The sequence below is a fragment of the Rhodococcus sp. HNM0563 genome (genome assembly GCF_012726195.1).
Taxonomy (GTDB): Bacteria; Actinomycetota; Actinomycetes; order Mycobacteriales; family Mycobacteriaceae; genus Rhodococcus.
On record NZ_JAASAF010000048.1, the window covers coordinates 1 to 381 of the forward strand.

General features: G+C 54.6%; 1 rRNA gene. It reads right to left on the bottom strand.

What is annotated here, in order from left to right:
* Positions 1 to 325: ribosomal RNA gene (locus HCA61_RS25910) — 23S ribosomal RNA — on the bottom strand; the annotation flags it as partial.
* Positions 326 to 381 lie beyond the last annotated feature (56 nt).

Below are 381 nucleotides of genomic sequence, written 5' to 3' on the forward strand. Positions count from 1 at the left end.
CCCCACAACCCCACGAGTGCAACCCCTGCCAGGTATCACACACCCATGGTTTAGCCTCTTCCGCGTTCGCTCGCCACTACTGACGGAATCACATGTTGTTTTCTCTTCCTGTGGGTACTGAGATGTTTCACTTCCCCACGTTCCCTCCACACCGGCTATATATTCACCGGCAGGTAACACGACATCACTCGTGCTGGGTTTCCCCATTCGGAAATCCTCGGATCACAGCTCGGTTGACAGCTCCCCGAGGCATATCGCAGCCTCCCACGTCCTTCATCGGCTCCTGGTGCCAAGACATCCACCGTACGCTCATAAACACTTACAACAAAGATGCTCGCGTCCACTGTGCAGTTCTCAAACAACACACAACAACCCCTACCG